26 protein-coding genes are annotated in these 25,471 nt (G+C 46.9%); 20 read left to right on the top strand and 6 right to left on the bottom strand.

Features of this window, described 5'->3' with window-relative positions:
* The first annotated feature begins 6 nt into the window (after positions 1-6).
* The gene (fadJ, locus tag L6J37_RS09050; RefSeq protein WP_237794819.1) at positions 7-2,154 is read left to right on the top strand and encodes a fatty acid oxidation complex subunit alpha FadJ; all 2,148 of its coding nucleotides are present in this window, start codon (positions 7-9) and stop codon (positions 2,152-2,154) included.
* Between the two features lie 100 nt (positions 2,155-2,254).
* On the opposite strand, the gene L6J37_RS09055 is transcribed toward fadJ, so the two are convergent.
* The gene (locus tag L6J37_RS09055) at positions 2,255-2,560 is read right to left on the bottom strand and encodes a hypothetical protein (protein ID WP_027253977.1); all 306 of its coding nucleotides are present in this window, start codon (positions 2,558-2,560) and stop codon (positions 2,255-2,257) included.
* Between the two features lie 239 nt (positions 2,561-2,799).
* On the bottom strand, positions 2,800-5,565 hold the full coding sequence (locus L6J37_RS09060) for an insulinase family protein (protein ID WP_237794820.1): 2,766 nt from the start codon (positions 5,563-5,565) through the stop codon (positions 2,800-2,802).
* Positions 5,566-5,776: 211 nt separating this feature from the next.
* Between L6J37_RS09060 and sixA the strand changes: the two genes are divergently transcribed.
* Both sixA and L6J37_RS09070 read left to right on the top strand, forming a co-directional pair.
* Positions 5,777-6,271, top strand: coding sequence for a phosphohistidine phosphatase SixA (sixA, locus tag L6J37_RS09065; RefSeq protein WP_192014736.1), 495 nt, complete (start codon positions 5,777-5,779; stop codon positions 6,269-6,271).
* 97 nt (positions 6,272-6,368) lie between these two features.
* On the top strand, positions 6,369-6,728 hold the full coding sequence (locus L6J37_RS09070) for a hypothetical protein (RefSeq protein WP_237794821.1): 360 nt from the start codon (positions 6,369-6,371) through the stop codon (positions 6,726-6,728).
* A 71-nt stretch (positions 6,729-6,799) separates the two neighbouring features.
* Here L6J37_RS09070 and smrB read toward each other — a convergent pair whose 3' ends face one another.
* Positions 6,800-7,333 carry an endonuclease SmrB gene (smrB, locus tag L6J37_RS09075; RefSeq protein WP_027253981.1) on the bottom strand — a complete coding sequence of 178 codons (534 nt, stop codon included), beginning with the start codon at positions 7,331-7,333 and terminating at the stop codon, positions 6,800-6,802.
* A 53-nt stretch (positions 7,334-7,386) separates the two neighbouring features.
* Here smrB and prmB point away from each other — a divergent pair, with 53 nt between their 5' ends.
* From prmB to L6J37_RS09150, 15 genes are all read left to right on the top strand, one after another.
* Complete coding sequence (gene prmB, locus L6J37_RS09080; protein WP_237794822.1) at positions 7,387-8,319, top strand: 50S ribosomal protein L3 N(5)-glutamine methyltransferase; 933 nt, start codon at positions 7,387-7,389, stop codon at positions 8,317-8,319.
* Between the two features lie 210 nt (positions 8,320-8,529).
* Positions 8,530-8,838 (top strand): hypothetical protein, encoded by a 309-nt coding sequence (locus L6J37_RS09085; RefSeq protein ID WP_237794824.1) that lies wholly within the window; start codon positions 8,530-8,532, stop codon positions 8,836-8,838.
* Positions 8,839-9,262: 424 nt separating this feature from the next.
* Positions 9,263-9,616 (top strand): glyoxalase/bleomycin resistance/dioxygenase family protein, encoded by a 354-nt coding sequence (locus L6J37_RS09090; RefSeq protein WP_237794826.1) that lies wholly within the window; start codon positions 9,263-9,265, stop codon positions 9,614-9,616.
* A 290-nt stretch (positions 9,617-9,906) separates the two neighbouring features.
* Positions 9,907-10,671, top strand: a complete 765-nt coding sequence (locus L6J37_RS09095; RefSeq protein ID WP_237794827.1) for a hypothetical protein — start codon at positions 9,907-9,909, stop codon at positions 10,669-10,671.
* A 418-nt stretch (positions 10,672-11,089) separates the two neighbouring features.
* Positions 11,090-11,680, top strand: a complete 591-nt coding sequence (locus L6J37_RS09100) for a hypothetical protein (RefSeq protein WP_237794829.1) — start codon at positions 11,090-11,092, stop codon at positions 11,678-11,680.
* Positions 11,681-12,226: 546 nt separating this feature from the next.
* Positions 12,227-13,993: a hypothetical protein gene (locus tag L6J37_RS09105; protein WP_237794831.1), complete on the top strand. Its 1,767-nt coding sequence runs from the start codon at positions 12,227-12,229 to the stop codon at positions 13,991-13,993.
* 307 nt (positions 13,994-14,300) lie between these two features.
* Positions 14,301-15,038 (top strand): alpha/beta hydrolase, encoded by a 738-nt coding sequence (locus L6J37_RS09110; protein ID WP_237794833.1) that lies wholly within the window; start codon positions 14,301-14,303, stop codon positions 15,036-15,038.
* Between the two features lie 82 nt (positions 15,039-15,120).
* Positions 15,121-15,630 (top strand): DinB family protein, encoded by a 510-nt coding sequence (locus L6J37_RS09115; RefSeq protein WP_237794835.1) that lies wholly within the window; start codon positions 15,121-15,123, stop codon positions 15,628-15,630.
* Positions 15,631-15,813: 183 nt separating this feature from the next.
* A complete protein-coding gene (locus L6J37_RS09120; protein WP_237794837.1) occupies positions 15,814-16,218 on the top strand; it encodes a GFA family protein in 405 nt (134 codons plus the stop codon).
* Positions 16,219-16,328: 110 nt separating this feature from the next.
* Complete coding sequence (locus tag L6J37_RS09125; protein ID WP_237794839.1) at positions 16,329-16,715, top strand: NUDIX hydrolase; 387 nt, start codon at positions 16,329-16,331, stop codon at positions 16,713-16,715.
* Between the two features lie 173 nt (positions 16,716-16,888).
* Positions 16,889-18,139: an MFS transporter gene (locus L6J37_RS09130; protein WP_237794841.1), complete on the top strand. Its 1,251-nt coding sequence runs from the start codon at positions 16,889-16,891 to the stop codon at positions 18,137-18,139.
* Positions 18,140-18,255: 116 nt separating this feature from the next.
* Positions 18,256-18,693 (top strand): hypothetical protein, encoded by a 438-nt coding sequence (locus L6J37_RS09135; RefSeq protein ID WP_237794842.1) that lies wholly within the window; start codon positions 18,256-18,258, stop codon positions 18,691-18,693.
* Between the two features lie 140 nt (positions 18,694-18,833).
* On the top strand, positions 18,834-19,430 hold the full coding sequence (locus L6J37_RS09140; RefSeq protein ID WP_237794843.1) for a class I SAM-dependent methyltransferase: 597 nt from the start codon (positions 18,834-18,836) through the stop codon (positions 19,428-19,430).
* Positions 19,431-19,673: 243 nt separating this feature from the next.
* Positions 19,674-20,144: a DUF1456 family protein gene (locus tag L6J37_RS09145; RefSeq protein ID WP_192014745.1), complete on the top strand. Its 471-nt coding sequence runs from the start codon at positions 19,674-19,676 to the stop codon at positions 20,142-20,144.
* Between the two features lie 217 nt (positions 20,145-20,361).
* Entirely contained in the window at positions 20,362-20,712 is a 351-nt protein-coding gene (locus L6J37_RS09150) for a putative quinol monooxygenase (protein WP_027253994.1), read from the top strand.
* Between the two features lie 79 nt (positions 20,713-20,791).
* Here L6J37_RS09150 and L6J37_RS09155 read toward each other — a convergent pair whose 3' ends face one another.
* Entirely contained in the window at positions 20,792-21,373 is a 582-nt protein-coding gene (locus L6J37_RS09155) for a TetR/AcrR family transcriptional regulator (RefSeq protein ID WP_192015046.1), read from the bottom strand.
* 133 nt (positions 21,374-21,506) lie between these two features.
* Here L6J37_RS09155 and L6J37_RS09160 point away from each other — a divergent pair, with 133 nt between their 5' ends.
* Both L6J37_RS09160 and L6J37_RS09165 read left to right on the top strand, forming a co-directional pair.
* A complete protein-coding gene (locus L6J37_RS09160) occupies positions 21,507-22,547 on the top strand; it encodes an alkene reductase (protein ID WP_192014746.1) in 1,041 nt (346 codons plus the stop codon).
* Positions 22,548-22,747: 200 nt separating this feature from the next.
* Complete coding sequence (locus L6J37_RS09165; protein ID WP_218383707.1) at positions 22,748-23,989, top strand: winged helix-turn-helix domain-containing protein; 1,242 nt, start codon at positions 22,748-22,750, stop codon at positions 23,987-23,989.
* A gap of 127 nt (positions 23,990-24,116) precedes the next feature.
* Here L6J37_RS09165 and L6J37_RS09170 read toward each other — a convergent pair whose 3' ends face one another.
* Both L6J37_RS09170 and L6J37_RS09175 read right to left on the bottom strand, forming a co-directional pair.
* Entirely contained in the window at positions 24,117-24,449 is a 333-nt protein-coding gene (locus L6J37_RS09170) for a PBPRA1643 family SWIM/SEC-C metal-binding motif protein (RefSeq protein ID WP_027254000.1), read from the bottom strand.
* A gap of 176 nt (positions 24,450-24,625) precedes the next feature.
* Entirely contained in the window at positions 24,626-25,354 is a 729-nt protein-coding gene (locus tag L6J37_RS09175) for an SDR family NAD(P)-dependent oxidoreductase (RefSeq protein WP_218383706.1), read from the bottom strand.
* Between the last annotated feature and the right edge of the window lie 117 nt (positions 25,355-25,471).

Consider the following 25,471-nt stretch of genomic DNA (forward strand, 5'->3'; position numbering starts at 1 on the left):
GTAACCATGACTGAACAGACGAATACAGAACATACTGTTGAGCCGCAATCAGCTTTCAGCCTGAGCTACGGCGAGAATGGCCTTGCCTGGCTGAAAATTGATGTCCCCGGGGAAAAAATGAATACCCTTCAGGCCGCCTTCGCCACTCAGGTCGGAAGCGTGCTGGACGAGCTGGAAGCGAAAAAAGCAGAGATCAAAGGCTTGGTGGTGTATTCCGGTAAGCCGGATAATTTTGTCGCCGGGGCCGATATCCGTATGCTGGCGGCATGCACCACGGCCAAAGAAGCCGAGCAGTTGGCAACGCAGGGGCAGCAGATGTTCCTGCGTCTTGAAGCGCTGCCGTTTCATGTTGTCGCTGCCATTCATGGCCCGTGCCTGGGCGGTGGTCTTGAACTGGCGCTGGCGTGCCATAGCCGGGTATGTACCGATTCGGATGCCACTAAATTGGGTCTGCCGGAAGTCCAGCTTGGTCTGCTGCCGGGCTCAGGCGGCACACAGCGTCTGCCTCGCCTGATTGGCGTGGCAAATTCGCTCGATATGATCCTGACCGGTAAACAGTTGCGTGCCAAGAAAGCGAAGAAGTTAGGCGTGGTCGATGAATGCGTGCCGGAAAGTATTTTGCTCAAGGTGGCAGAAACACTGGCGCTGAAAGGCAAACCGGTACGCAAGCACAGTTTCCAGGACTGGGCGATGGGCGGCAACCCTGTGGGCCGCGGTCTGGTGTTTGACCAGGCCCGTAAGAAGACACGCGAAAAAACCCGTGGCAATTACCCGGCAGCGGAAGCCATTTTAGATGTCATCAAATATGGCTTGCAGCACGGCATAGTCAAAGGACAAAAAGAAGAGGCCCGCCGGTTCGGAGAGCTGGTGATGTCTTCAGAGTCTGCCTCGCTGCGCAGCATCTTTTTTGCTACGACCGCCATGAAAAAAGAAACTGGTGCTGGCGATGGTATTAAACCGGCCGAGGTGAAGCGTGTCGCTGTGCTGGGTGGCGGGCTGATGGGCGGTGGCATCAGTCATGTGACCGCATCAAAAGCTGGCTTGCCGGTCAAAGTAAAAGACATCGCCAACGACGGCATTTTGAATGCCATGGCGTATAACTTTAAGCTGCTTGATAAAAAGCGTAAGCGCAAAATTATCAGTAAAGCCGAGTTACAAAAACAGATGCTGATGATCAACGGCGGTGTCGATTATCAGGGCTTTGATAAAGCCGATGTGGTGATTGAGGCGGTCTTTGAGGAGCTCAGCCTCAAGCATCAGATGGTGCAAGAGGTGGAAGGCCATGCCAGACCTGACACTATTTTTGCCACTAATACGTCCTCGCTGCCTATCAACCAGATTGCTTCTGCCGCAGAGCGTCCTGAGCTGGTGGTCGGTTTGCATTATTTCAGCCCGGTAGAAAAAATGCCGTTGGTGGAAGTGATCCCCCATGCCGGTACATCGGAGCAAACGGTCGCGACCGTGGTGAAATTAGCCAAGAAGCAGGGGAAAACCCCGATTGTAGTCGCCGATAAAGCCGGTTTTTATGTCAACCGTATTCTTGCCCCGTACATGAACGAAGCCGCGCTGGCTCTGCTGGGCGGAGAGCCCATCGAACACATTGATAACGCACTGCTGGACTTTGGTTTCCCGGTTGGGCCTATTACCCTATTGGATGAAGTGGGCGTGGATGTCGGGGCCAAAATCAGCCCGATTCTGGAAACAGAGCTGGGCGATCGCTTCAAGAGCCCGGATGTCTTTGACATCTTGCTGAAAGATGGCCGCAAAGGCCGTAAAACAGGCAAAGGCTTTTACCTCTATAACGGCAAGAAAAAAGGTGTCGATAAGAGCGTTTATAAACTACTGAAGCTGAACCCGGCGCGGAAAGCCTCCGGCCATGACATCGCGATCCGCTGCGCACTGATGATGCTGAACGAAGCGGCCCGCTGTCTGGATGAAGGTGTGGTGCACAGTGCCCGTGACGGCGACATTGGTGCGATCTTCGGTATTGGTTTCCCGCCATTCCTGGGCGGTCCGTTCCGCTATATGGATCAGCTCGGTGCCAAGCGTGTCGTTGAATTGCTCAATGAGCATGTCAATAAGTACGGTGATCGCTTCCTCCCCTGCGAACGTCTGCTGCAGATGGCGCAGGATGAACAGCGTTTCTACGACTGATTTCCTGTTCAGAACCTGATAAATCAAAGGCCTGCATAGCAGGCCTTTGTCGTTAGAGGGAGATGGAGACAGAGATGAAGTCAGGAGCGATGCGAAACGCTTAACTGATTTTGTGGTGCTTTAACCCTTGCTGCACATTGATGCCCAGACGAAAGCGCCGGTACAGGCTTTTCGGGCGGACTAAGTGCAGCAGCAGGATAACCGAGCCAGCCACCATCAGTGGGTTAAAGCCAATCCACAGCATGAAAGTCAGTGAACACAGGGCGATAGCGGTCAGCAGACACAACATGCTGTCAAGCTGGCGCGGATGAATAGCCTTCATACAGGAACGGCAGAATAGCCGGCTGTGTAAACTCTGGTTTTTCGCCGTAATAGACTGACGGCAGATCGAACAGGCGTGTGACATAACAGGTTCCTGAACATTGTTCTGAGAAATTATGCTTATTCGACCTCACGGCTTCTTGCATCACTATCCGATACAGACGGCCAGCCTGAGGCTGTATTTTTGGATTTGTTAATGTAGATAATCGACTGACAGGAAAAGGAAAATTAAGAGGGATGTCAAAAGTGGAATCATGATTCCACTTTTATCGTTTGGTATATGCAAACAGCCTCCCCCTGAGATCGGGACTCAGGGGGAAGCGGTTACTGGGCGTTACGCTGAAAATCGCTGACTGAGGGAATAGGATCACCCGCTTCCAGCGGGGTAAGGTTCCGGTGCGCGCCGCCCTGATAATACATCACCAGCCGATTCGCCGTTCTGGGTTTAATGTCTTCTACCAGAAAGCGGACTAACTCAGCACGGGACAGCGATGCCATTTCGTGGGCAATTTTGTGTCTTTGGTCAAAATGGTCATCTTTGTGGCCAATGCTGACCCAATAGCGCTGGGCACGTGCGCGCAAATTGGTATCCGGCTCGGACAACTGAGCGATCAGCCCTTGTTTACTGGCCTGCCACTGGCTCTCATTGAGCTCAAGCAAGACCAGCGCAAAGGCATTGGTAAACTCATCAATCGCTTCGAGCAGCTGCAACGGACCGGCCACCGGCGATTGTATATACAGCAGCAAGCCCGGATAGCGGTTAAGCGGCAGATTCGCCGTGCCTACCATGTACCCCAGTTGCTGTTCGGTACGCAGTTCGTGGAAGAAGGTGGTCGACATCAGATGATTGGCCAGAGTGTAGGTAGCAATGGCCTTGGGCGACTGTTCCCGTGACTGGTAGTAAATCAGGATGGCGGAATCGGCATGGCCGCAGTCCACTTCATAGCGCAGCGTGCCACATTCTCCCAGATGGACCAATGGCCGCTGTGCTTCACCATAGAGCTGATCTGTCACCCGAAACGCGTCTTTCAGCACTTCTGCCAATGCCAGTGCATCATCTTTACGCCAGTCACCATATACGAAAGCATCAATGTGCAGTTCGGCAAACATGGCTTCGACAAAACCGGGTAACTCGGTGACTTCAACGGTTTTCAGCTCTTTGATCATAGCCGGGTAGGGTGGGTTATTCGGTTGCAGCAAGCCGGTCAGTTGGTTAAACAGCTGAGAAATGGGTTTGTCTTCCGCAGCATTGCGCCAGTTACGCAGCATCTGTGCTTTGATGCTGTTAAATCGGTCGATATTGAAAGTGCGGCCGGAGAATTTTTCCAGCAGCAGTTTGAGCAGCAAAGGCTGCTTCTCGCTGAAACCGGATAACTGGAGTGTCACCCCGCCCTGATGGGCATACAGGTTATACGCCATCCCCGCCACTTCTGCCGGGTAGGCCACTTCGTTGCAGGACTCCATCAGCATTTCGACACACAGGCGCGTCTTGACGATATTGCGCACAGAGCTTACCGCGTGCGGGCTGTCGATGGCGACATAAACCAGGCCTTTGGGCACTCTGAACTCATGTTCTTGCATAAACCACAGCCGGAAGCCCGGCAGATCCTGAATTAACTGAGGAATCGCTTCCTGTTCATCCGTCAGCGGGTGTGGATCCATACGCTGGCACAGGTAGGGGTTTTGCTCGGGCAGCAAGAGCGCCGGGTTGTTGCCCGGCTCAGCCCAGGCAGTTAACTGTGCTTCGGTAAACGGCGTGACCGAATAAGGGGTGTGATACCAGTCGGCCACTCTGTCGTGCTTTTGGCCTTTTGCCACCAGCGTCAGGCGAAGATTGTCCGGACGAAGATAGCCAAGTACGTCTTTCAGCAGCGCTTCATCGTACTGGCTCATCATATAATCGCCGTAGACGATATCGTCCGGGGCGTAGTGCAGCAGGTTCATCACCAGATAGCTGACGGTATCGAGCGGCCTGCTTTTCTCCTGATAGCGGAACGCCTGCTCCAGCACTGCTTGCTTTTCCAGGTAGCGCCATTCTGCCAGCCCTTGCTCTGTGATGAGCCGGATATACTGGAAAATAGTGGTGACGATATGATCGACACGGTTCAGGCCATCGGGTGTCAGGTTCAGGCCGATGGTAAATTCCCGGAAATTACTGCCACTGATCCCGCCGCCTGCTGCCAGAGTATTGATCAGCCCTTCACTTTTGAGGACAGACATCAGGCTGCCTGTGCCTTCATTGCCCAGTAAATGCGCCAGATAGGATAATGGCTTGCTGCGATAATGGGCATCCATGGGGGGCAGAGTAAAAGACAGCGTGAGTTTCCGTACTTCCTTAATTGGCTCAATCGCAATAAAACAGGCGTTTTCTCTGTCTGTTATCAGGGGAACCTCAATGGCGGGTTTGTCCTGGCCTGAGTTGGGAATAGCGCCAAAGAACTGTTCGGCGTAGGTCGCCAGTTCGTCCATAGATTGCGGTCCCAGTAGTACCAGCCCCATTTGATTGGCGGAATAATGTTGCTGGTAGAACGCAATCAGTTCATCGCGAACCGGGTTATCCGGCCTGTCTTCCAGGGTGGTGATATCGCCCACTGAAAATTTAGCAAACGGGTGCTCAGGGTTAATGGTTTCTTTGTGCACCTGATAAAGACGGCGTACATCGTCTTTGAGCTTGAGTTTGTACTCGGAATCGACAGCCTGACGTTCTTTGTCGACCGCGTCGACATTGAACAGCGGGGCAATAAAAAATTGCCCGAAACGTTCCAGACCGGCTGCAAAGGCCGGCGGGGCGATTTCAAAAAAGTAGGTGGTGTTTTCCGTGCCGGTCCAGGCATTGTTGCTGCCGCCGTACTGGTTAACAAAAGACTGGAATTCGCCCGGGTTGGGAAACTTTTCCGTACCCAGAAATAACATGTGTTCAAGGAAGTGCGCCATTCCCTGACGATCCAGCGGATCATCAAAGTGGCCGATGCCGACAGACAGCGCTGCTGCAGCCCGGGGTGCCGTGTGATCATGAACCAGCAAGACCCTGAGTTGATTGTCCAGTGTCAGATAGCGGTACTCTTTGGGATCGTTCGGACTTTTGAACACAGGAAGCGCCTATATTTACAGGGAATTAGGGTAATTATGACGCCCAATAATGGCACTGGCAAATTCTGTCTGGCAATGATGTGTGACTGCGCGTCAGTAATAAGAGCGATTCAGCCGTCACGCTTTCACATCGCGTAATATGAAATGGCTACCCTGTCTGTACCAGCCTTTGCTAGCATAACGACAGAAACGCGCAATCGGACTGGAGACTATGCGAATTTTTATCATGCGTCATGGCGAAGCACAGCATTTTGCCCCAAGTGACGCGGAGCGGCCCCTGACAGCCCAGGGCAAGACGTATTCCCGGCAGATGGCCAAGCAGTTAGCGAGTCATCTGGACGGGCAGCTTGATCTGGTGTGGATCAGCCCGTATCTGCGCGCTCAGCAAACCTGGCAGGCGATGTCAGAAGAGCTGCCTGTGCCAAACACCCTGATGACGGTTGATGATATCACGCCCTACGGTGACGCCAGTCAGGTGGCAGACTACCTCAAAGCCGTGATTGCGCTGGAGAAGCCGCAAACGGTTCTGGTGGTGTCGCATTTACCGCTGGTGGGCTATCTGAGTGCCGAGCTGGTACCGGGATTGCAGCCGCTGATGTTCCGCACTTCTTCCATTGCCGCAGTGGATTTTCATGCTGAGGGGGAACCGTCCGCCTTATTATGGCAGGAGAATCCTGTTGATGTTGTCCAGCCTAATCACCATTGATTGGCTGCGGTACGCAGTTTTAGATTGCCGGCCTGTCCTGATCCGACAGGTCTGGTACAATAAACGATAAAAATAAAGACTGATAAATTAAGTGGTTATGAAAAAAATTGTATTCGTATTGCTTGGCTGTCTGGGACTGACGGCCTGTGTGGCAAACATGGTGACACCCAATATTGTCGCCAACGGCGCGATAAAATGGGCAAATGGTGTGAGAGAAGAGATGAACATTTCTCAAACCGGCAGCACCTTAACCTTTGTGAGACCGCCTTCTATGCTGAATCCGGGCGGTATCACCATTTTTTCCCGTATTGACAGTGCCCGTAATGGCAACTGTGAGCACTATTACAACGAAGGTTCGGTAAAAGTACGGATGCAGGTGTGTGATACCGGCGAAGTTACTCTGATCCAGGACGGACAGGTGGTTAACGTCGGTGCATTGTCTCAGACTGTGTATTGATCAGATCAGAGCTGCTGAGCGAGGCGTCAGGCGCTGCAGCCTGACACGCTTTCGTACCGGGAGGAATCGCTCTACCGCTCGGGCACTTCAATCAGCACCAAGAGTGCACCAGCGCCACCAAACTCCAGGGGTGCCTGGTGAAATGCCATCACATCCGGGTGCTGAGCCAGCCAGAGCGGCGCTTTCTGCTTCAGAATATGCTTGCCTATCCCGTGCATCACACAGGCGCAGGACACCCCGTCTTTAATGCAGGCTGCAATCATCGCCGCCAGCTCACGCTTGGCTTCTTTTTGTGTCATACCATGCATATCCAGAAAAATATCCGGTACATAGACACCGCGCCGTAACTTTTTCACTTCATACTTGGAGACGCCGGATCGGGCATATTGCATCGGGCCATGTTCGCTCAGATGAGGTTCAAACTCGTCAGAGAAATAAAACTCGTGATTATGGCTCTCTTTGGCACTCACATTGCGCTTATCGGTCTTCGGGCTCTGTCGGCGTGAAGTGATTATGGTATCATGCGACAACTTTTTAACGCCCTTCACTGCATCCTGAAAGAGCGAGAAATCGTCCTCTTCCAGAGCAGGGTCTTTTTTACTCATAATGAATTTCCAACTACTTTATCGCGGTATTGTAGCGCCATTTGGAGGCTATTTTGGATAAGATTTTTGTCGACGAAGCCGTCAACGAACTTCACACACTGCAGGATATGCTACGTTGGACCGTCAGTCGATTCAACGATGCCGGCCTGTTTTATGGCCACGGCACAGACAATGCCTGGGATGAAGCGGTGCAGCTGGTACTGCCAACCCTGCATCTGCCGATTGATATTCCGGCTGACGCGCGTTTCTCGCGCCTGACCAGCAGCGAGCGCCGAACGATTGTCGAGCGCGTGGTGCGCCGGGTAACCGAGCGTACCCCTGTGTCCTACCTGACCAATAAAGCCTGGTTCTGTGGCCTGGAATTTTTCGTCGACGAGCGCGTGCTGGTGCCACGCTCACCGATTGGCGAACTGATTGATAACGGTTTCGAACCTTTCCTGACCCGTGAACCTACCCGCATTATGGACTTGTGTACCGGCAGTGGCTGTATCGGTATCGCCTGTGCCTATGCGTTCCCGGAAGCGGAAGTGGATCTGGTGGATATCTCGACCGATGCCCTGGCAGTGGCCGAGCAGAACATTCACGACCACGGTCTGGAACAGCAGGTGATCCCGCTGCATTCGGATCTGTTGCGTGACGTACCCAGAGACAAGTACGACATCATAGTGTCCAATCCGCCTTATGTGGATCAGGAAGACATGGACAGCCTGCCGGAAGAGTTCCGCCATGAACCGGAGCTGGGTCTGGCCGCCGGTTTTGACGGTCTGGATCTGGTGCGCCGTATTCTGGCCAATGCCCCGGATTATCTGGCAGACGAAGGTATTCTGATCTGTGAAGTGGGCAACTCCATGATTCACATGGAAGAGCAGTACCCGCACATCCCGTTCACCTGGCTGGAATTCGAAAACGGCGGCCACGGCGTCTTCATGATGACCCGTGAACAGCTGGTCGATTGTGCCGGCGACTTCGCTGACTACAAAGACTGATCTCTGCTTCACCGTACTTAAATAACGAAACAGCCAGATTGCGATCTGGCTGTTTTTGTATCTGCTGATTTTGTCAGGCATGACTTTGCGGTTGGTCGCAAAAACGGCGTTTCGTTTTTTCACTCCGGCAGTCGAGGCCTAAACATGATGCAAGTATGCCTGGCGCCTATTTATCTCCGTACCAACAATCAATTAAAAAAGGAACTTAAGATGAGTCAGATTCAATCAAAACATGGATTCGCTCTGGGAGTTGTGCTGACAGCGTTATCCATGACCCTGACCGGATTTGCATCGGCGGCTGATCAAACAGGGACGACACAGCTGATCATCAATGATGGCAAGCAGGATCAGATGATCATTAATGATGGCAAGCAGGATCAGCTGGCCGAGGATGTAAAAGCAACGTCAGATTCACTGGAAAAAAGTGCCGTTCAGAAAGAAGCGTCACAAGAGCAATTAACGCATCCTGATGCTGATAAAGAGAAAAGTAATCAGGACAGCCAAAAGAATCGTTCATAAGGCCGCTACGCATCAGTTGATGATTGAATTCATAACGCGCTGAAATCTCCGGGGGCGCGCTGAGCGTCCTCTGAATAAGGGAAAAGACCACAATTTCCCGTGCGAGTCCCCCCTCAATATATGCAATGCTATGACCCTCTTTGATGAACAGACTGGCGTGGTTGCTTGCCGCAAGCGCACAAGTTCAGCCAGGCTAATACCGGATAATCTGGCTGTTTCTTGATTGACTGTTTTTATCACCTCCCCGCGAAACTTGCCCTAAACCACAAAGTTGACACTGCAATGTCATGTTTTAGTGAAACCTGTCCCATATGCCAATAATATGTCTGACTCATCAGACGAAAATACCCTGCTTACGTGACTTCACTGTCAGGGGCGGTAGCGTCTTTCACCGTGAGCATGAATTGAACCGAGGGGGATCGAGATGACACCTTCAGCGCTCCTGGTGCATGTTCCAGACGTGCAAGCCGGGCTGGATTGGTACCGCAATGCTTTCCCGCAAGCCAAACCTGTCTATATAGAAGCATTTGATTTCACTGTGCTCGACATCAACGGATTCTCACTGGAAATCGTACAGGCCGATGAAAAAGTCAGCGCAGGCGCAAAGGGCACAGTGCTTTATTGGTCAGTCCCTTGTCTGCAAACCGCCATCAATCATCTTACCGAATTAGGTGCAGTACATTACCGAGGCCCGATCAATATCGAAAACTGCTTGAGCATGTGCCAGCTTCTGGACCCCTTTGGGAATCTGATTGGGTTGCGGGGGAAGAGGGTTTGAACAGCCTTACCTGATTTGATTGAGTGATAGGATATGATGTTTTTTAATTTGTTGAATTTAAAGGGTTTTTTGGTTGGTGTGTTTTGTATCAATTTGTTATTGTGAGTGGGTTGTGTTTTACGAAAGAGTTATGTGACATAGGGTTGTAGAGAAAATGTTATAAATTTACTCAACATCGAGGAATAGTATGAACGATAAGAAAGAAAATGAAGAAGTCAAAGTAAATGAACCTGAGCCTGAGCTTGAGATACAAGCTCCTAAGCTGTCATTTGGTCTAGAAGACCACACAGATGACTAGTTGGTTTGCAAGAAAGCAGCATGATTTACAGCCAGCTATGGATAAGCTGGTTAGATTGGCTAGTGAACATTGGCCTGAAGATAAATGGGCATTTTTATACTATTATTCTAGAAAATCGTTGGACGAGGAGATTGATAGGTTTCAGCGAGTTGATGATAAGTCAATAAAGTTGCTTTCATCTGTCTCAGTCATAATTACTATTTTTGTAGCACTATTTAAGTGGGTTGTAGAGGATAGTAAAGTATCATTTTCACCCTATGTGTACTGTGTTGCTATTTCACTTTTTTCGGCACTAGGCATTGCGTGGTTTTTCTTTTTTAAAGCACTAAAGTTGCAATTGACACCACGAATGCCTCTTGATGATTCGATATTCATGCTAGTAAAAGAAAAAAATATGGCGACTATTCATGTTGCCTTGTACAAAAGTTGCCAAAATGCGGTAAATAAAAGCCGAGATATTGTTGAAGGTAAGGCCAAGAAACTACAATATGGTTACAAGGCTACTTCTTTTTCTGCTGTGTTTCTTATCATCTTTGTCGCAATGGTTTCTTTTGAATCAATAACTTATTCATACGGTCATATAAAAACCAAGGAGAGCACTGTAATGCCTGATGATAACCCAAAAAATCCAGTCCCAGAGCCAAGTAGTAATGAGCCTGATTTAGATGTTACTGCACCTGATATCCAGATGGTCACTAATAGTGATGACACACCATTAGAAACCAAAGGGGCAATTATTACAGAATCTGACGACTGAGATTTATAACAAATAAGGATAAGTGTCGTGCAGTCGACACTTTATCCGGGGGCAAGCCCGAAGCGGAATTATTATGGAAATAGCTTGGTTGAATGCCGTAGGGCGGCGATGCAGACTGTTGTTAACCAGCTCTCTGACCCAATAATGAGAATCACCACAGGCTTGTATCCCGATGCTCGCTGGTGGGATATAAGAAAACGTTTCAAGGACTTTTGAACGCATTATTGTTTTGTGGTTCAACACCTTGTCTTGGTGATCCTCGCCGTGGATACTAAAGCTATGATTTGGCTAAATCAATGCTATAGACAAATTGTGACATGGTGACCTCCAGTGATTAGGTAATCAGATTTACCGAGTGTGGCAAAGCCTGATGAGGGGAGCTCATGTGATTCGTTAGAATAAATTCGAGAGTCTTGCAATGATATCAAAATATAAATCATTTGAACCTAAAACAATCCCAGCAAGCGCTCTTGCAAAGATGGGACTGAAAGGCGTTACAGATGTTCCTGTTCATCCTGAACAATATTCACAGTTGAATTATTGCCTTAATAATGTCCAGAGATATCTAGAAAGTAATGATGGTTCACTGATGTTTGGTTGGATTACTTCTGTTTGGGACAATCTTATCCTTAGGCTTACGGCACACGTTGTTGTTCAAAAGGCAGATGGTAAACTAGTTTGTATATCTCCATCTGCACTAAACGCCAAAAAGGTAAAGTTCATACCAGATCCTGAAATTCAGAATTTAATCCAAAATGGGCGCATGCCGATAAAACATATCGCGTTGAAAGAACATGTTCTGATTCAAGAGTTGTTAGACTTAGAAACAGAATTCGAAAGTTTACACCTGTCTGAAATAGGAGTGATAACAGCACAAGTAGCTAATGAGTTTGACTTCAAACGAGTACTGATATATTCGAAATTAGAGAAGTTAGCGCAAGAAGTAACCTCGAAAAATGACCAGTGCTTTTGTGGTTCAACTAAGCAAAGGAAACAGTGCTGCAAATAAATTTATTCTAACAAACGTCTAGGGATAACACAGGGTGAGAGCACGTATGCTCGCTTTTTGCTCACTAATAAATTCTCTCGAAACATCCGAACAACTATTGAACAACTCACATGTTTAGAACCTGTGGTAGATGGCTAAAAATCACTCTTTTTATAGCTCCACACATGCTATTTAAGTAGTGATTTTACAATTTATTAACTCATGCTCTCGCCCTGAGGGATAACATAGCTGGTTTTTCCACAATCCTTGTTAACAACGATGCCATGATCTTTGGCGTATAACCAAGTTTCGCCAACTCCCATAACCAGCAATTAGGAGCGGCACAGGTTTCCATTCGAAATATTGGGAAAAGTTTAAAGGACTGTCGAACGTGATACTACAGCTGTGTTTGGTATAAATTAATGCCAGAAATAGATGGAGACATGGTGATCTCTAGTGATTTCGTTTCCAAACTTACCAAGTGTAGCAAAGTTTGAAGAGGGGAGTCTATTGTCACTCGTAACGGCTATTTTCGTGTATAGGCGTATTATAGAAGGATTTTAATATATGATTAATAATTTAAGTCTGAGTAAGAATGTTCAGTTTTATGTGCTGAATAAAGCACTTACTAAGAAGTCTATTCAAGATACGTTCAAAGAAATATCGAAAGAACGTGTTGGTAATTATCTATTAAATGACCAAAAAATAAGTTATATAACGGCCTCAGGTAATCAGGTTGTTTACTCAATCCTGTCATACAAGATCGAAGTAGAACCTTCATTTTTAACGGGAACTTCGGTAAAAGAGAAAAAATATGCATATCTATTACTAATTGAATGCGATGATGCCTTGGCAATTTTGAAAAAATATGTTGATTCGCCAGAAAAACACTTTTCTTCTTTTATTGAAGAGTTTGATTACGAAAAATTCTGTCATTTTCACGGGGATAAAAACCCAGAATATGAGAGGGTTACAATGAAAAACATGAGCATATCAAATGCTGTTATAAGATCACGCTCGTTAGAAGCAAAAAGTTTAAATGGTATTATATCATCCAACTCATCTAGCCGATCAATTCCAAGTAACTTCAGAATGAAAGTAGGGGATGATTCATACACTCTAACCCCAAGTACCTCTCGAGTTAGCAATAGAGATAAGAAATCAGCATATGACGAACTAATCGATTGGGTTGTAGAAATTAAAAATGAAATAAAAGTAACCACTAATCAAAGTGAATTCCTTAGTAATTTTGCTTCTCCTATTTGTTTGAAAGAAATTATAGATCTAGGTCATCAAGTCGTAGCTATCCTCATAGATTTGTCTGAAATTGAAAATAAGGTTTCGGATGGTATCGCAGTTTTAAATAGAGAAGATGGTAGCCAATTGAATGGAAAGGAAATTAATAGACTTTTTAATCAATTAAAATCTCCTATTTTAGTCGATGGTAATTTTCTGAAAGTTAAAGGTTCAACTCTATCCGGAAAGATTTCATACTCAAAAAAGTTAATTACTATCAGGAATAATATTCTTGATGGGATTTTTGTGAATGAAAATGGATCTGAAAGCTATACTTTAGGGAGATATATAAATAAAGAGAAGCCTTTTTCTGCTGTCTTTGATTCGCCAAATTATTCTTATTATTCAAGATCTTGCTTTGAGGATAAGCACCTAATAAATAACATTCAATCGATACTTAATATATTTGATGATGGTTATGATTTTAGTGGTACCCTTAGTGAAAAAGAAAAACCGCATGCTGCCAATTTAACCAGATTCCCTGCCAACTCGCTTTTCCGGAAAGTAGAGGATCAATATTGCGCTTCTCATGATATTGTTATCTGTGATGACATGAATGATGAATGGTCTGATCATATTGCTATAGATAGTAAAAGTGCCATTCCATCTATCTCATTTATACATTCAAAATTTACTATAAAAGATACATATGGTGCGAGTGCTTTTCATGATGTAGTCGCTCAAGCATTAAAAAATATTGGTCGAACTCAGGCAGAAAAACAACTATTTAAAAATAAATATGACAATGATTGGCACAAAAATTATGAAAGCACCAATATTAACAGAGTTTCTGGTGCTCTGAATTGGCGAGATATCGAATTAGCTCTTGATAAAGTGAATCAGAACCCTAATGCTATTAAAAAAATTGTACTTGCAACTCCTTTTTTGAGTAAAGCTAAATTAGCCGGAGAACTAAATAAGTTGACTTCAGGTCAAAAATGTAAGCCGCACTATGTGCAATTGATCTGGTTAATAAACACGTTTATAAGTTCATGCAAAGATTTTGGTGTTCAAGCTCATATATTGTGTAAACCATAGTCTTAACAAATAAAAATAACCGGCACTTTACCGTGTGTTGGATAAGCCCAAAATGGCCTTATTAGGAAATAGCTTAGTTGTGAGGGCCGGAGGGCGGTGATCTAGGCTGTTCTTATCAGGCATAGTAAGCCCATAAGCTATCAGGTGATTAATAATTTCAGTTAGCTACATGATCTTTCCTGCTGGGAACAGCTCGATTTGACCGAGTTCAAACGAAATGGTCATATTATCACTCAATTAGCAAAGGCAGCATAGCCCTTCGGGCTGAACGCTCGCCGCTTCTTTGGACGTTATGTCGACAAGGAAAATGATGAATCGAATTCTTGCATTAATACTTATATTCACGTCTTCGATTGGGGTAGCCGGTGAAATTGTCGATCACAATAGAAATCGGATTATCCCAGTTGAGATTTCGTTTCCTCCGAGCAGCTTTGACTGCTCTATTGACTCAAAGTGCCCAGTTATCTTCTTGAGCACAGGCTATAGTGTTTCTCATACAAAATACCAATTCCTAACAGATCTGTTTTCTGAGCTCGGCTATTTGGTTGTCGCTATCGGACACGAACTGCCGAGTGATCCTCCGTTATCTGTATCAGGCAATTTATTTGAGACTCGCTCAGAAAACTGGATGAGAGGCTCTCAAACACTAAAAGTCGTGAGGCAGGAGCTACAAGCTAAATACCCAGAATACAGCTTTAATAGCTTAGTTTTGGTTGGTCATTCAAACGGGGGCGATATATCAGCTTGGCTAACTCGTGAATCGCCTTCATACGTAAGCCAAATCATTACCTTAGATCATCGCCGCGTTCCTCTTCCTAGAACCAAAGACATCAAAGTGTTGTCCGTCCGAGCTAGCGACTTTGAAGCTGATGATGGTGTTTTGCTTACCAATGCTGAACAAGTGCAATACGTTAGTTGCATTATAAAGATTCCTAATGCTCGACATAATGACATGACTGATTATGGTCCTATATGGCTTAAATCGAATATTCAGCAAATCGTTCGTGACTGGTTAGATGAAGCATCGTGCGAATTGTCGGCATAATAAACGACTATGGTATCAATTGCTGGCTTTGCCCAGTCTTTATCAGCAACGATGCCATGATCTGAGATATTTCGGAGAAAAAATGCAGTTTTCTAAAGCGTTTCAATATAAACAATGGGCCAATGCTGAGCTGCTTCAATTAGGGGAGCGGCAGTTTTCAAAATTACCGGAAGTTGATGCCACATTTTTCGTTCGGATTTTAAATCATACCACCGTTGTCGATAGTCTGTTCATCAGTCGAATTATCGGTGAACCTGAGAAATACAGTGGTGATAATACAGTAGAAACTCCTTCCTTATCCGAACTGCGTCAGACAATGAATGAGCATGACTCATGGCTTATCAATTATACGCAGTCAGCCACGCCGGAAGAACTCAAGCGTATTGTTTCATTTAAGTTTATAGATGGTGCCTTCGGACAGCTCAACGTTGAAGAAATCTTGCTGCATTTACTGACCCATGGCAGTAACCACCGAGGCATGGCTTCAAGAGTGTTAGCTGAAAATGGTCTTGAGCGTCCAAAAGATACATTTACGCGTTATCTGCATGAAACAGAGCCCACAAGAAGATCGCGTGCTGGCACCGAACACTGATGAGTCTTCTCGAAGGTAAAAGGGACTGCCAACGCGTGACATTATTAGTTTTGCCGTCAGTGCGATGATTCGGCTAAATCAATGCCATAGATAGGTGGCATAGTGGCCTCCGGCTCATCCAGTGCAGTAAAGCCTGAGGAGGGGGCGATGTCACTCGTTATACAACATGGAGGGAAACGTAAGATGAGCAACACATACAAAGGGTCTTGTTTGTGCCGGAGCGTTCAGTTTTCTGTTAGCGGTTTCAGTGAAAAGGCTGCGAACTGTTATTGCACAATGTGTCGTAAATTTCATGGTGCTGCTTTTGGAACTCTGGTTGGGGTGCAGGGCTTAAACTGGCTTTCAGGAGAGCACTTGCTGAAAGAGTTCGTTGCACCCAATGGCACGATTCGAACCTTTTGTTCCCATTGCGGCTCCAGTTTGGGCTTTCGCATAAAAAATGCGACGCCGAATGACATTGAGCTCGCTATCTCGACGTTTGACGACGATATCCCCGTTAAAGTCGATGCTCAAATTTACACCGCATATAAGCCAAACTGGTGTCAATTACATTCCAATTTACAGACGTTTTCAGAAGGGCGAGGTTAGGTGTTTTTCTTTAATAACAATCATTTATGACGTAAAGAGGTAAGTTTTGGCACACATGTACTCACCCCTTAAGCGGGCGTTTTGCATTAAAATCCACAAGGAAAGTGAGTATGAAAAATCTCGCCATGGGTGTAGTTGTAAGAGAAGGTAAAGTTCTCATCCAAAAGCGTTTTAGACCAGAAAAAGGAATGGTTTTTGAGTTTCCAGGTGGCTCAGTAGACGCGGGGGAATCAGGTGAGCAGGCTGCAATAAGAGAGTTGTGGGAAGAGACAGGTCTGAAAAATTTAAAACTCCTTGGCAGCCACAAAGCAGAAAATGATTTTGGTGGTGAAATTCACTATGTGGTTTTGGCGGCAAGTACTGGCATTGAACCTCAAATGATTGATCCTGATCGTCAACAAACTTTTTATTGGTTCGAGCCTTCAGAGGTTCCTCTTCAATATTTTTACAGGGCTGATATTGCGTTTATCGAAAGCTATTTGGGCCAATACACATAACAAACAAAATTTAAAGGTAAGGTCTTTCAATGTTGGGGGACAACTCATTTCGACAACGAATGTTTTTCACTGATATTTAAAGCATCACTTATTTTTGAATAACCACCAATTCCCCAGTCTCTGCTTTAGACGGCTGAGAACTCTGTGGGTATCGAAAATGTTACAGGAGTTTCATGGTACAGAAATTATTGTCAGCGATTTCAATTTATCGGGGCTTACCAAGTAATATTTATTACCTGGCGTTAGCACGAATGATTTTAGGAATGGGTAATTTCATTATTCCATTTTTAGTCTTGCTTTTAACAGATAAACTGGGTTATTCAGCCACGGTCGCAGGTTCTCTCGCTATGGGGGTGACAGGGACTTATCTTTTGGGTAGCTTTTTAGGCGGGAAACTATCAGATGTATTTGGGCATAAGCAGGTCATGGTATTTGGCGAGTTTATAGGTGCTATATTTCTTATTTTCTGTGGTTTTTTTCCTGAATCATCTGTGTTAGTTCCGGTGTTTTTATTTGTATCTTATTTCTTTGTTGGTTTGTCATTGCCAGCAAGTAACGCTTTAGTTGCAGACCTCTCTAATGTTAATAATCGTGATGCGGTGATGTCGTTGAGTTATCTCGCATATAATTTTGGCTCTGCTTTAGGTCCAATCATAGCGGGGTATTTATTCTGGCATTTTACGGAATGGATATTCTTTGGTAATGGCTTTGCTGCATTGTTTGGGGTTTTGATTGTGGCTGCTTTTATTCAGGTACAACCAGAAAATGAAGCAATTAACGAAAATGAGTTAGAACAGCCTGTTGAAGGAACCATATGGGCTGTTTTGAGTGCAAGACCAAGGCTTTTATTCTTTACGCTATTTTGTGGGCTGTTGTGGTACTCTTTACACCAAATGACAATGGCAAGCCCATTATATTTAAGTTATATATTTGGTGAATCGGGTCCAATCATATTTGGCCAGTTAATGACCTATGCCTGTGTGCTGGTCGTGCTTATTACGCCTCTTTTAATGAAACTTACGTCGAGTAAAGCGGAGACTGTCTGTTTGGCCTATGCTGGCTTGATGTTTGCTTTTGGATATATGCTAGTGATGGTTTTTCCAACTATTCCTGTACATTTTCTGGCTTGGTTGTTTTTATCTTCCGGAGAAGTATTGTTACTGACAAAAGAGGGAATATATTTGGCGAATAACTCTCCGTCCAGTCACAGAGGGAGAATTCAAGGAGTACTCGTGACGCTCAGGAGTCTCTTGGTTATGCCAAGCTTTGTCGTTGTCGGATATTTTATTGATCGTTATGGCTATAGTGTTACTTGGTCTAGTGTGATTGTGATTTCAATTATTTCTGCTGTTGGTTTCTATTTGATCACCAATAGTAATAATAACCAAAAATCAGTCGTGATTGAAAGCAGGGAGTCAATATGAATGATTATGGCGTCAATAGAGTTTTTTGGTGATAGCTACATCTCCGTATATATGATCGTGATGTTTGGTATGTGATAGTTTCAATCTTTAAAGATAATTTAAAATTAGGATGCAGTATGTCTCAAAGTTTTCTATCAGCTGTTTTTCAGGGACCAAAAGATATTGTCATGGCACAACGGATTGTAAAAGTATCTGTTTATGTGTCGATATTGATGATTTTTATATTAGCGACTTTAGCCATTGCTGGATTTTTTCAAACAAGTTCAGATGCCAGAGTTCAATACATGTTGGATCCCTGGATGTTGATTGATGTTTTCTTGCTGGGTGTTTTAACCTTTTTTCTCTACAAACGGAAGCTATGGGCAGCAATTGTCTTTTTAATCTATCATTTGGTGAATTCGATTATAATCTACATCGAGTTAGAACGGTTTCCTGGTGCACTTGGTTTTTTGAAATTAATCTTATTTATGGCTGCTGTTCGTTCGGTTTATATGATTAATGAAGATAGTAAAAAAGAGAAAGCAGATAAGTCGCTAAATGAGGAAGCGGCCTAGAATTTTTTACAGGTGACGAATCCGGCGTTCAAACCGCCTTAGACAACACCAAAGAACCCAAAGGCATTTCTGAATACTCTAACAAATTCTTGTGTCTGTCTTTGGGTTTTCATTTTCTTCTCGCAAGGAAAGATTAGCACATGGATGAAAATACAGAGGTCTGGCGACAATTCTATGAAAAAGCGTTGGCTCGTGCTCATTTAAAGAGAACTGAGTTTGCCGCAAAGTTAAATGAGTCGAACCTGGCTGTAGCAGTTGATTGTGGCTGTGGAACCGGTAGCGATATAGAGTATCTTGAAAAACAAGGTTATCAAGTTTACGGCTTTGATATTAACCCTGAGTCGGTCGCTATCTGCCGTGATCGTTTTGCAGCTAAAGCGTTAGTTGAAATCAGCCAGTCTTCATTTGACGTTTACGATTACCCGAGATCCGGCCTCGTTATTGCCAACTCAAGCCTCTTTTTTGCTGAGCCTTCTAATTTTCAGAGCACCTGGGAAAACATTGAATCAAGCCTTGAAGCCGGTGGTGTATTTGCTGGCGATTTCATGGGGATTAACGACAGTTGGGCTTCACAATACCGAAGCCTGACAACACCGCTTACTGAGGAGCATGTAAAAGCGCTGTTTACTGACTTTGACATTATCAGGTTCAGCGAGCGTGACGAAGATGCTAAGACGACATTGGGTAAAATGAAACACTGGCATACATTTTCGGTGGTTGCTGTGAAACGAGCTTAAACATTGAAAGACGGGCACTGTAGCAAAAAGGGTTTGCACCTTGTTCGCTGTTGCTCTTGATTCCAACTTTCCTTACCTGATTGTTCAAATGTGGCTAAGCCTGCGCAGAGAGCCTGTGTCATTCGGATCTTTCTCCAGCGGCGACACGAGCAATTGATAGGGCTTGGCTCGCAAGTCTGGTAAGATCACCGCTCTCCAGCAATCGTGTTGATTGCCATGGCATACCTAAGACTAGGATCTATTTTGACCAATAATGATATCTTGCGTCGTGTACGTGATACCTTTGATTTTAAAAACAATACTATGATTGAAATCTTCGCGATGGCGGATTTCAGCGCAACCGAAGAACAGGTTGCGGGTTGGTTAGAAAAAGACGCTGCCGAGACCTTTATCAAGCTGACTGACACTGAGTTAGCCGTGTTTCTGAATGGGCTGATTAATTTCAAACGTGGTAAGCGTGATGGCGAGCAACCCAAACCGGAAGATCATCTGAACAACAATATGGTGTTCCAGAAATTACGTATTGCGTTGAATTTAAAAGCGGAAGATATTCTTGAGATGCTGCAGACTGTCGGTGTAAGCTTAAGCAAGCATGAACTGAGCGCCTTTTTCCGCAAGCCAGACAACAAGCACTTCCGGGAATGTAAAGACGAAGTCCTTCGTCAATTTTTATCCGCTGTTCAGCGCCAGTCAGGTGCCAACGCTAGCGAGTAAGAATCCGGCGCGTAATGATAAATCAATAGCTTACTCTGTGCTATTCAGGACAGACTGAAGATGGCGTCAATCAATGAAGTGAAGGCGTATGCCTCAGCTTTATTCGCGATTGACGTCATTTCACCACATTGCACCTGGCGGCCTTCAACTTTCTCACTTCTATGCTATCGTTTGCAAACGACATCATCTTAACGTTCAGAAATAGAAAGGAAATCGAATGACAAGTCGCGTTTATGTGTTGGCACAATTTAAACCCAAAGCAGGCAAAGAAGCCGAACTGTTTGACGTACTGAAAGCACTGGAGCCGGATTCGCTTCGCGAGCAAGGCTGCGTTCAGTACACACTGACCCGCCAGATCGACCACCCGAGTGCGACAAGAAACGACTATCCCATCGTGTTTAACGAGATCTGGGCAAGTGCAGAAGACTGGTCTGCGCATGGTCGCCGGCAACAAATTCAACACTTTTTTGAAACCCAGGTTAAAGCGGAATCAGGCCTGGTTGACGATGCAATCGTGACCGCTTATTCCGATGAAGGGTACAACTTTGACGCTCCTGTTTACGACTAACCTCAGCTTGTAGTGTTCATCTTGTCTTCTGTTAATCGCAAGCGGCTCAGAGACTTGGGCCGCTTTGTTTCCCGAAGCATCATCTCCCCTGAATATTTCTCAACAACTCTTCACTCAGCTCGCGCAACACACCAGGTGCGGGGCAGGTGTGGGAATAGGCGCGGATGCCGTAAATTCCCATGACCAGGTAACGGGCAAGTGTTTTTGCATTGCGCTGATTTGACAATTCGCCGTTCCGTTGGGCAAGTTCAAATTTACAGACAAACAGCTGCTCCCAGTCTTTCAGTTTATGGCTGATCAGGCGCTCAATCTCTTTATCGTCCCGCGCCAGTTCACTCAGGGCTTTTTGCAACAGACAATCTTTAATCTCTTCCTGCTCGCATTCGATCACCATTTGCTCCAGATAGGCCGCAATACCAGCCATGATTGTGGGTTGGCTGTCAAATAACTGCACAAAAACTTTGTCCCGTTCAGCCTGATAGTGCTCCAGCGCTGCCACTAGCAAGCCGCGTTTATTGGTAAACGCACAATAGATGGACCCCGGATGCAGCCCTGTGGCCTGCTTGAGATCCTGCATGCTGGTTTTGCTGTAACCCTTGGCGATAAAGGCATCCATAGCGGAATGTAATACCGTTTCGCGGTCAAATTCGGCGCTGCGCATTAATTTTCTCTTATCCATGTGGCTTGCAGGGATTTTATCCGATCTTGAATGGGCATTCAAAAAATACTTGAACGCGCATTCAAGATCGACTAATTTGAATGGGCGTTCAAGAAATGATCACAGGGTGTCCCTAATGGAAAATTTGTTTCAACCTCTCGCACTGAATAGCTCAATCACACTGAAAAACCGTATTCTGATGGCGCCGCTAACCCGCTGTATGGCGGATGATGAGCTGGTGCCGACTCAGGCGATGGCCGATTACTACGCCCGTCGTGCGGAGATTGGTCTGATCATCAGTGAAGCCACCATCATCCGTCCGGACGGGCAGGGCTATCCGAACACACCAGGGCTGTACACACCGGCACAAATTGCAGGCTGGCGTAACGTTACCGATAAAGTGCATGACAACGGCGGTAAAATTTTTGCTCAGTTATGGCACACCGGCCGTGTGGCACATCCCCATTTCTTTGGCGGCGATTTTGTGCTGGCTCCTTCCGCGCTGGGTGTGGAAGGCACAGTGCCGCGGATGCGTGAGCTGACGTATCTCGAACCGAAACCGGCGAGCAAGGAAGAGATCGAAGAGCTGATTGCCGATTACGCTCAGGCCGCCATCAATGCACTGGAAGCGGGTTTTGATGGGGTCGAGATCCATGGCGCGAACGGTTATCTGATCGATCAGTTCCTGCATTACAGCAGCAACGTACGTGAAGATGAATTCGGCGGAAACCCAGAAAACATGGCGCGTTTCCCGTTGGCTGTGGTCGATGCTGTCGTGAAAGCCATTGGTGAAGACCGCACTGCGCTGCGCCTGTCGCCGGGGGCTTACTTCAATATTGATGCCGATGCCCGCGATCGCGAAGTATTTGACTACCTGCTGGGTGAGTTGGAAACCCGTAACCTGGCCTTCCTGCATGTGGGCGTGTTTGACGACCAGATGGAATTTGATTATCTGGGCGGCACGGCTTCTGAGTATATGCGCTCGCGTTACAGCAAGACGCTGGTCGGCGTGGGCGGTTTTACGCCGGAAAGCGGCAGTCAGGCGATTGCCAGCGGCAAGTTCGATTTGCTGGCGATTGGTCGTCCTTTGATTGCCAATCCGGATTATGTTGCCAAAGTCCGAGCCGGTGAAGCACTGACCGAATACTCAGATACCATGCTGGCCGAGCTGGTATAAGCAAAGTTTTACCTTGTTACATAAATCGAACGGAAGGCTCTGCCTTCCGTATTTATGTGAAGGGCCGAAGGTTAGTAACCGGAGCGGGACGCAGAATCAGATCAAAGCCATCATTGCCGATTACGCTTCATCGCTCTCAATATCGGGTGCTGATCCTGATACGATAGGGCAGTGAAATTACACGCTAGGGAAGGATGACAGTGATAGAAATAAAACGGCCGCAGGATCTGGCGCGTTTACGGCGTCTGGCGTTGGCTGCACAGGGGTTACTCCAGGCTCAGCCTTATGGACGCGGCCTGGCCGGAGCACGCAAAGCGATTAACCACTTAGGTTATGTGCAGATAGACACCATCTCTGTGGTGGAGCGCGCACACCATCATGTGTTTCACGCCCGGGTACCGAATTTCAGGCCGGACATGACTCATCAGCTGTTGCTCGATGGCGACATTTTTGAGTACTGGACCCATGCGGCGGCATTTATCCCCATCGAAGATTTTCGTTTCTCCTTACCCTACAAACACGCGATCAAATGCGGCCAGACGCATTGGTACAAAGAGCGTGACAGCAAACTCATGACAGAACTGCTGGCACGCATTCGCGCCGAAGGCCCGATACGTTCGCGTGATGTGGACACCAATTCCAGCAAGCGGGCAGGCTGGTGGGACTGGAAACCCGCTAAAAAAGCGCTTGAACAGTTGTATATGGAAGGCGACCTGATGGTCAGCAGTCGCGAAGGCTTTCAGAAAACCTATGATTTAACCGAGCGGGTACTGCCTTCGCATGTGAACACTCAAATGCCGGATATGGCGGAATTCGCAGCGCATTTGCTGGACCGTCAACTGCGTGGTCATGGGTTGATGTCGATGAAGGGGCTGACTTATCTGCGCCGCAGCACCGACCTGCGCAAAGCGGTGAAAGATTTAGTGCAGGAAAAGCTGGCGATGGGCGAGCTGGAACAAGTGAAAGTCAGCAGCGGAGAAGTCTTTGTGATGGACGCCGGGGCACTGGAGCGCCCGGTTCCCCGGCTGAATCAGCGGATGCTGATCCTGTCGCCGTTCGACAATGCCGTGATTCAGCGGGATCGGCTCAAATCGCTGTTTGACTATGACTATCAGATTGAATGCTATGTGCCCGCCGCCAAACGAAAGTATGGCTATTTCTGCCTGCCGCTACTGTACCGCGGTGAATTTATCGGACGGATGGATTGCAAGGCGCACCGAAAAATCAGCCATCTGGAAATCAAATCCCTGCACATTGAAAATCATAGTTTTGATGAGGAGCTGCTGATGGCGGCGTTTGCTGCGGCTGTCGCGCAGTTTTGTCATTTTCAGGCGTGCAGCACTGTGTCTCTGACTCAGGCTCATCCCAAACAGCTTGTGCTGCCATTACAAAGTGCACTGAAGGCGCTGGAAGACAAGCAGGAATTTGCAACAGGTCGCTGAAAAAGCCACAGACGGCTGGAAAAGAGGCGGAGCTGCCTGCGTATGAACATCAGGTTTTTGTCGTTCATAGGCAGGTCGCTGAAAGATGCTCTGGTATAGATGCTCAGGCAAAGCGACTCAGGTCGCGTTAGCCACAGCACTTTTTGAATTTTTTACCGCTGCCGCAAGAGCAAGGATCGTTGCGGTTGGGTGTCTTTTCAAAGGTGATGGTGGCGGGCTTGTTCAGCAGCGTATCCAGCTCAACCGTGTTTTCTTCCTGAGTGGCATCGACGACAATATCGGCCACGAGCGCGTGTTCAGCAACCAGCGCTTCAATCTCCGCTTTACGTGCTTCTGTGTTCACCACGACAGAAACGGGCGCTTCTTCAGTACCTGCCTTGACGCCACGGTTTACGTTATAACCCGACTGCGCATGGTTTTGCATTACATCCCTGCGGCCTTTGAAAAAAAATTTTGACATTGGAGATTCATCACTCGTTGGTATGACGTAACAGAGCGGCGATTATACGCATAAATGGTCATTGATAAAGCAGTGATGAAACAAACTCACCAAGAAAACGCCCTTCAGACTATGGCTGAAGGGCAGTATGCAGATCACGCAAAACGGATGGCTGTTTTTCCAGCGGGCCGGCTTATTTACAGCCCGTACCCGCCATTGACTTCCAGCACGGCATTACGCATGGCCAGCGATTGATCGGAAAGCAAGAACTCAATGGCACCGATTTGATCGCCGGGCGATAGCACACGGCCCAATGGCGTGCTATCCAGTGAGGTAAACAACGCCTGTTGCTGCTCTGTGGTCATTCCGGCTTTAGACTGAATCTCTGTCGCGGTGACACCGGGGCGAACCGAGTTAATCCGAATACCCTGCGGCGCGAATTCGAGATTAGCAACACGGGCAATCGCTTCAAATGCGGCTTTACTGGCAGAATACACTGCACTGTTGGCAAACGCCTTGTTGACGACAATGCTGGAAACAAACACCACGCTGGAAGGGTTGCTGAGGATCGGATGAAGCTGCTGCAGCGTCAGCCACGGCCCTTTGGTGTTGATGTCCATGGTCAGATCAAAGGCTGCTTCGGTGGTCGTCAGCATAGATTCGGGGTAGAAAACACCGGCGTTCAGCACCAGACCATCAAGCTGAATATTGTCACGTTTCAGCGTGGCCGCAAGCTGTTTAATGTGTGCTGAACGGGCGCTGTCTGCCACATACCCGGCGCAGCCAATGGTCTGTGCTGCCGTATCAACTCTGGCTTGATCTCGACCTGTGATGATGACCTGATGGCCGGACTGAACCAGATGTTCCGCCAGTGCCCGCCCGATACCGGCTGTACCGCCAGTGATTAAAAATGTCTTTCCTTTCATGGTATTTCTCCTGCCTGTGAGCTTGTCTCTAGCTGTGTGGACAGCGTATCAGCTTGATCTATTGCCAATAAGGCACCAATATGGCTACAGACTGGTTCCAGAATGGAAACGAACAGG

Origin of the sequence: Photobacterium sp. WH77 (genome assembly GCF_022014395.1) — a bacterium.
GTDB lineage: Bacteria > Pseudomonadota > Gammaproteobacteria > Enterobacterales > Vibrionaceae > Photobacterium > Photobacterium arenosum.